Origin of the sequence: Undibacterium umbellatum (assembly GCF_014284125.1) — a bacterium.
Taxonomy (GTDB): Bacteria; Pseudomonadota; Gammaproteobacteria; order Burkholderiales; family Burkholderiaceae_D; genus Undibacterium; species Undibacterium umbellatum.
The window spans coordinates 1-5,487 of the sequence record NZ_JACOFX010000044.1 but is presented as its reverse complement, the minus strand read 5'-3'; the positions used below and the strand labels follow the sequence as shown (position 1 = coordinate 5,487).

General features: G+C 43.9%; 8 protein-coding genes and 1 pseudogene. 6 read left to right on the top strand and 3 right to left on the bottom strand.

All coding sequences use genetic code 11. The features are described from left to right. The 5 genes and pseudogenes from H8L47_RS29000 to H8L47_RS28980 all read left to right on the top strand — a co-directional run. Positions 1 to 397 (top strand): lysis system i-spanin subunit Rz (locus H8L47_RS29000; RefSeq protein WP_186957309.1); only part of this gene is annotated, 397 nt, incomplete at its 5' end. Between the two features lies 1 nt (position 398). Next, entirely contained in the window at positions 399 to 884 is a 486-nt protein-coding gene (locus H8L47_RS28995; RefSeq protein WP_186957308.1) for a phage tail protein, read from the top strand. Between the two features lie 9 nt (positions 885 to 893). Next, positions 894 to 1,364, top strand: coding sequence for a phage virion morphogenesis protein (locus H8L47_RS28990; RefSeq protein ID WP_186957307.1), 471 nt, complete (start codon positions 894 to 896; stop codon positions 1,362 to 1,364). Between the two features lie 245 nt (positions 1,365 to 1,609). After that, a complete protein-coding gene (locus H8L47_RS28985; protein WP_186957306.1) occupies positions 1,610 to 1,969 on the top strand; it encodes a hypothetical protein in 360 nt (119 codons plus the stop codon). A 36-nt stretch (positions 1,970 to 2,005) separates the two neighbouring features. Next, positions 2,006 to 2,257 (top strand): annotated as a pseudogene (locus H8L47_RS28980) (phage virion morphogenesis protein); the annotation flags it as partial. Positions 2,258 to 2,277: 20 nt separating this feature from the next. Here the strand turns inward: H8L47_RS28980 and H8L47_RS28975 are convergent. The 3 genes from H8L47_RS28975 to H8L47_RS30460 all read right to left on the bottom strand — a co-directional run bounded on the left by H8L47_RS28975 (position 2,278) and on the right by H8L47_RS30460 (position 4,754). Next, entirely contained in the window at positions 2,278 to 3,012 is a 735-nt protein-coding gene (locus H8L47_RS28975; RefSeq protein ID WP_186957305.1) for a hypothetical protein, read from the bottom strand. Between the two features lie 135 nt (positions 3,013 to 3,147). Continuing rightward, positions 3,148 to 4,482, bottom strand: coding sequence for a HEPN domain-containing protein (locus H8L47_RS28970; protein ID WP_186957304.1), 1,335 nt, complete (start codon positions 4,480 to 4,482; stop codon positions 3,148 to 3,150). A gap of 134 nt (positions 4,483 to 4,616) precedes the next feature. After that, positions 4,617 to 4,754, bottom strand: coding sequence for a zinc ribbon-containing protein (locus H8L47_RS30460; RefSeq protein ID WP_186957303.1), 138 nt, complete (start codon positions 4,752 to 4,754; stop codon positions 4,617 to 4,619). Positions 4,755 to 5,204: 450 nt separating this feature from the next. On the opposite strand from H8L47_RS30460, the gene H8L47_RS28960 reads away from it, so the two are divergent. Further along, on the top strand, positions 5,205 to 5,487 hold a 283-nt coding region (locus H8L47_RS28960), incomplete at its 3' end, for a hypothetical protein (RefSeq protein ID WP_186957302.1).

The following is a 5,487-nucleotide window of genomic DNA, read 5'->3' as shown; positions in this document are numbered from 1 at the left end:
GGTAGACAAACTCACCGCCCAGATTGCAAAAGACCAAGCCCAGGCCAGCGAAACAGCCAGAGAAAACGAAAGGCTCATGTCCCGCAGCCTCGCCACCATCGCCACCACCCACCAAAAAGAGCTACAACATGAAAAATCCAAACGCGATAAGTTTATTGCTGACGTGCGCACTGGCACTCTGCGCCTGTCAATCCCCGTCCAGGCTTGCAGCACCAGTGCCAGCACAAATACCCCCGCTGGCCCCAGCAATAGCCCAGAAGCGCGAGCCCAACTTACGCCAGAGGCTGGAGCAGCTCTTGCAACCATCGCCGCAGACGGCGACGACGCCATCCGCCAACTAAACGCCTGCATAGACAGCTACCACGCCATCAGCACCGTCATTAATACGCAGAGATAGCATGTACAAACCCAACAGCCTGCGCGCCCATTTAACGGCTGCCATACCCGATCTACAGCGCAACCCAGACAAACTGCTGGTATTTGCAGACAAAGGCAGCCTGCACACCACCCGCACCGCCTCACGCTCGTTTGAATACGCCTACGTCCTCAACATCATCGTCACCGACTACAGCGGTGAAGAAGACGCCCTCATCGTCCCCCTGCTCGACTGGCTGGCAACCCACCAGGCAGACCTCTTGGGCAACGACGACAAAGCCAAAGGCATACGCTTCATGGTTGACTTCAACAACCACAACAGCGTCGACATCAGCCTGGAGATAGACCTGACAGAGCGCGTCATCGTCAAACAAACCGGCACCCGGCTAGACATCACCCACGCGGGCGAAATCACCCCCACCCCAGACTACACCGCCCCCTGGTGGCAACTCTACAACGGCACCACCCTGCTGGCAGAGTGGCAGGTACAACCCACCCCACCCAAATAGCGCAACACCATGCAAGACGACCTCACCGCGCTGGAAACCTGGGCCAGCACCCTCCTGGCCAAGCTAGACCCCGCCGCCCGCCGCAAACTCACCCACCAGCTAGCGCAAGACCTGCGCCGGCAGCAACAAACCCGCATCCAGGCACAACAAAACCCAGACGGCACCCCCTACGCACCGCGCAAGCAACGCAAAAACATCAGGGGTAAACAAGGCCGCATCAAAAAGCAAAAAGCCAGCATGTTCAACAAGCTGCGCACCAACACCCACCTTAAGGCAAAGGCAGACGGCAACGGGCTGGAAGTGGGTTTCTATGGCCGCGTAGTCCGTATTGCGCGGGTGCATCAATATGGGTTACGGGATAGGGTTGTGGCGGGTGGGGTTGAAACTCAGTATGAACAGAGGCGGGTTTTGGGGTTGCCAGATACAAGTGTCTTTGAACAAAATTTCATTTCTAAGTTGTATGAATTCAATTCTCAGTGAATAGTATTATTGTTGCTAACAAAGATTGCAAATTATTTAATTTTAATAGTAAAATAAAAACGTCCCCTGACGCCTCTTTTATCGATTCTGTTATACCCTCTATGTTTGAGGTATCACATACTTGAGGCAGGCAATATCGCGGTTTCCATAGAAAAGAATCGGAACGCCTGTTTTTGCGATGACGGTTAAGTTTCTATTTTAAAAAACACGTTATGCCCCCAGGCAAACTAAGGAGGTATAGATTTATGAATGGTTACACGGTATGTTCGTTTGAAAAAAATGGAACCAAGAATTATTTGGTTCTTGACGTAGTTGTAGACGTTGAGCAAAGCCAAGCTTTACTGCATGCCTTTAATGGAGATGGAAGCTGTACGCCATTTCCCCTCTCTTTTACTGCAAAATTTTCTGCACAAGACTTACTGAATGAGGCGTTTAAAGATGGGATTAATCACGTGAAAAACATTGAAGGATGGAGCGGAGAAGGGCGCAGTGAGGATTTGAGAGCGTTGTTGGCCAATCCATCCGTTTTAGTTTTTATTCGAGATAATTGCAAATCGGCGATATTGGCTGCTGACATAGAAAAGTTATCAAACCCAAATGCATAGTATTACGGTCGAGAGGTACGCTCCACCAAAAAACTTTGCTCCCCCATCGTAACGCAACAAGCTATATACCAATCTCGCCTCAAAGCAAAGGCAGACGGCAACGGGCTGGAAGTGGGTTTCTATGGCCGCGTAGCCCGTATTGCGCGGGTGCATCAATATGGGCTACGGGATAGAGTTGTGGCGGGTGGGGGTGATGTTCAATATGAGGAAAGGCTGGTTTTAGATTTAACTCTCCATGCTATTTCAAAGATCACTGATCGCCTAAATTATCAGTTCATTTCTGATTAAAGGAACGTTGTAGATTCAAATCAATTTTCAGTTAAAAGATACTCTAACTTTATTCTTGCCTTTTCTATCAAAATATTTCTCGTGCTCCATATTTCCCCCTGTAAGTCTCGCGCCTCTTGATCGTATATCGTATCTCGAATTTTTTGTTTATCCTCATCTGAAGTAGCTTTGTCCATTTTTCTATGTTTCTTATAGATCAGTAGATAAAATTTCTTAGCACAGACAATAAAATTAAGCGCTTCCCCGGTTAAGTCAGGCAAGTAAAGTTTAACGATAACTAAAAGATTTTCCGTATCATGTTCATGATTTTTGGCTAGATCCAAGATATCTAACGCACTACTGAGTCGTTCATTTAGCACTTCTTCCACTTTCATTACCAAGGTAACGAGTTCCTCGATTTTCTTTATTCTTATCGAGGTCATTTCCTTTTGAACCCAATCATTGCGACCAATTCGTGATTTAATTGCTTCCACAGTTTCTGTCGTATCAGTTTGTTGCTTCAAAATTTGAGCAAAATTTTGTTCGTACATATCGTATTTTGATTGCTCAAGTTCTTTGAATTTAGCAACTTCATTCTTTAAAACGTCCTTAAAATTTTCCATTTCATTTTTTAGTTTTCCCGCAGAAGTGAAGTAGCCACCTAAATAGGCAAAAAAACTTAAAGCCGAGAAGGCCAGCATTGCATACAGCAGAACAAAAAAATTACCCTTATACAGTTCATTTATTATTTCTTTTGCTAATTCTGAGGGATTCATGATTGATCCTTAAATTTGGAGAAATAGCACCACCTATTCGCACACATGATCCTGCAATGAATATTGGATACTTTTACTGTCCCCACATACGTGCAAATATCGCAGCATGTTCGCATCTACGTAAGTTATCTTAGGTTATATTTGGACGAAAACATTGTCGTCTGTCAGTGTTCCAATAGTTACAGTAAGCGCATCTATGAAATAAATCTCCATCGGATCTGTAATTTTCTTTATTCTTGGCACACGATCAATTTCTGCATCTTTTGGCACAACAACTACTACATTTAATTTGGGTATTGGATCAAGTGCAGGATCACCAGGGAACGCATCACGATATTTTTTTATAAGTTCGCGCCAGCGCATTGAAAATATTAATGGGGTATGAGTGATTACCTCAACTATGAACATATCACCATCTTTACCCGCGCTGAAATCACCCAGACCGGTTTTGCTCGAAGTTAAGTACATTTGTACTCCAAAACCATTCCTAACAAAATATTCTGCAACTGATTCAACTACGGTGTGAGAAGTCGCTCCAAATACGTCGGTTTTAAGTTCGCTAAAATGCGATTCGAGAATTATTTCTCTTTCGTCGGCATTGATATCAATATCACCAAGTTTAGAAATCGCTTTGTCAATGATAATTTTGATGTCCGTAGAAAGTCCTTTAATCTTTTCAAACTCTGCTTTTTTGACATTTCGGTTATGCGCAACCTTGTTCCTCAACTCATATAGCATCTTCCATTTTGTTTCGAGACTGCTATCTTTTTTATCAACCAACTCTGAAAAATATTTTTCCCAATTTGATCTGGGAACATACTTTGAAATTTGCTCTTGATCTGCTTTGGAAAAGTTCGTCTTGGAAAGTAATCTAGTCAACTCATCTATTCCTATATCGCGTTTTTTTTCAAATAACACTTCATTCAAATGAATAAAATCTAATTTATACAAGTCGTTAAGGTATGTGTCCTCATCTCCGAAATTTTTGATTTTTTTCTGCAATGCATCATTGAAGGCATCCTTAGACCAATTCATGCCAACCGTAATCAACATAAACTTTGCGATGAGGCGTCGCATTAAATTTTCTGTCTCATTAATAATTGGATATGATTTTTCGGCATAAATGCGGCCAACGTCATCCCATAAGACATTGATTGAAGTTGAGCCAGGTGAAATCCTTTGAACTATGGCTTTAATTTTTTCGCAAAGCTCAAAGAATTCATCTACAAAATTCTGATCTTCACACTCCATAGAAAATAAGAAATAACGCTCAGCTTGTGACTTCACTTTGGCAGTATCGACACGAAATTTTACCGAGACTATATCTTTTGACTTGGGCGATCTTCTAAATGCGAGATTTTGTCCTGTTATGGAGATCAACGAGTCGATCTTGAGAATATCAACAAAACCCTTCTTTGTATTGCAAAACGAATCATTATCTGGAATGAGAATTAGAAATTCAGCGCGCAAAAAAAATCTCCTTTAAAAATCTTAAATAAAATTAACGAGCGATGTCAGTGATACACCCAAACGGACACTTGTGCTCTTGCAGCAGCTTGCCTATTTTGGCTAGTAGGTGCGAATAACATTCGCACCTACACCATCTATGTTTTCTTAAATTCAGTTCCATGACATTTTGGGCACGGTGGTAGCGTGTCAGTTCTGTCGTTCAAGAATAAACTTTTGCCACATTTGACACAAACATATGTACCAATCCCTGGTTTTTCTCCGGTGGTAGGCATGTAAATCTCCTCACTTTAAGTTAAATTTCGATTTCAATAAAATATGTTCCGCACCCAGCTTATATTCTTAATGAACACAAGGCCTGCGTGCATTTCATTAACGAATTTATATTCAAATTTAGCAAATGTTTTATGTTTGTAAATGGTTAATTGTTGTTAATTACTTACCATTACGAAACTTTAGTGTTCATAACCATACACATTGCCAAACCACCCACATCTGAGCTATCCTAGCCACTGGTGCTGAACACACCATCTAACAGCGGCAAGATAACCCGCGCCCGAAAGTCGTGGTTTTTTTACGTCCATAGTTTTTTCTATGGCCGGGTAGTGCGCAACCATACAAGACCCGAAAGGGGAAAATTGCGGGCCGTCTGTTAGCGGTGTTCAAGTACCTGGCCGCCTCTCTGAACAAGGGGCGAAATTGAACGAAACTAACAGGAGGCCATCATGGCTGCTCATACCCCTATTGCGTCTGCAATAGCTGCATCATCACAACCCTCTTTCGCCTTTTCCAAACTGCAAGACCTGCGCGCCAGCTTTGAACGCCTGCGCGGCCTGCAAATCGACGCCCTCAAAGCCATGGGCTTTGACACCCTCCTCGACGACCTCGCCAGCATCTGCGACGCCTTAACCGAGCTAGACCGCATTAACGCCGACATGGGCGTCACCGACAGCGCCCTCACCATGCTCCTGCAACTGCTCGAATCCGCAGGCGAACAACCCCTCGCCC

Coding starts and splice junctions, on each gene's coding strand:
- H8L47_RS28995 (WP_186957308.1), top strand. CDS start 399: ATGTACAAACCCAACAGCCTGCGCGCCCATTTAACGGCTGCCATACCC.
- H8L47_RS28990 (WP_186957307.1), top strand. CDS start 894: ATGCAAGACGACCTCACCGCGCTGGAAACCTGGGCCAGCACCCTCCTG.
- H8L47_RS28985 (WP_186957306.1), top strand. CDS start 1,610: ATGAATGGTTACACGGTATGTTCGTTTGAAAAAAATGGAACCAAGAAT.
- H8L47_RS28975 (WP_186957305.1), bottom strand. CDS start 3,012: ATGAATCCCTCAGAATTAGCAAAAGAAATAATAAATGAACTGTATAAG.
- H8L47_RS30460 (WP_186957303.1), bottom strand. CDS start 4,754: ATGCCTACCACCGGAGAAAAACCAGGGATTGGTACATATGTTTGTGTC.